The sequence below is a fragment of the Actinoplanes campanulatus genome (assembly GCF_014647795.1).
Lineage (GTDB): Bacteria > Actinomycetota > Actinomycetes > Mycobacteriales > Micromonosporaceae > Actinoplanes > Actinoplanes campanulatus.
In genome coordinates, this window is sequence record NZ_BMPW01000090.1 from 1 (window position 1) to 632 (window position 632).

Sequence of the window (632 nt, forward strand, 5' to 3'; positions counted from 1 at the left end):
ACCGTGGAATACCGGACTGAGGGAGCGCAGCGAGTGAGGGAGGATATGCCGCGAAAGCACTTGCGCGGAGGCCGGACGACCGTATGCTGCCGAAGGCTTCAATGGTAAAAAATGAGCGCCGTGGCGCGTTCGCTGCCGGCCGCGCAAGCGGCCGTCGAAAACGGCCCGGAGGGCCGCGTGGTTACGCGATCCGCACGGCCCCCAGGACGTGCACCAGGTCGCGCTCTAGGGTCCACGGCTCGTCGGCGTCTGCCGACGGGCCGGAGAGCATTGCTCGGGCCGCTCGATAGTCGGCTCGGCCGTCTGCTCGGCGCGGGTGTGCTCCGTAGGCGTTGGTTCCTAGCTCGGGCAGGAGTGCGAGCTGGCCGGGGCCAGGTCGTCGGCTCGGAGCTGTGCGCCGCGGTGCCCGCATCCATGCCTCCTCGGCCTGCCACCATGCCCACAGCTCGCGCTCGATGCGGTAGCGGCGGGCTCGATCGTCGAGGCGTCCTGAGACGTCGAGGCGAGCAGCGGCCGCTCCACGGTAGTCGGTGGCACGTCTGCGCCATCCGTAGCGGGTCTGGATCAGCACGCCGGCCGATGTGAGTCGGTCGAGGGTGCGCCTGGTGGTGGCCGCGTCAGCACCGGTGGCC

1 protein-coding gene is annotated in these 632 nt (G+C 70.3%); it reads right to left on the reverse strand.

Annotated features, from left to right (window positions below; genetic code table 11):
• Window positions 1–181: 181 nt before the first annotated feature.
• Window positions 182–632, reverse strand: a 451-nt coding sequence (locus IEZ13_RS47390; protein ID WP_229795835.1) for a hypothetical protein, incomplete at its 5' end; no start/stop codon positions are given.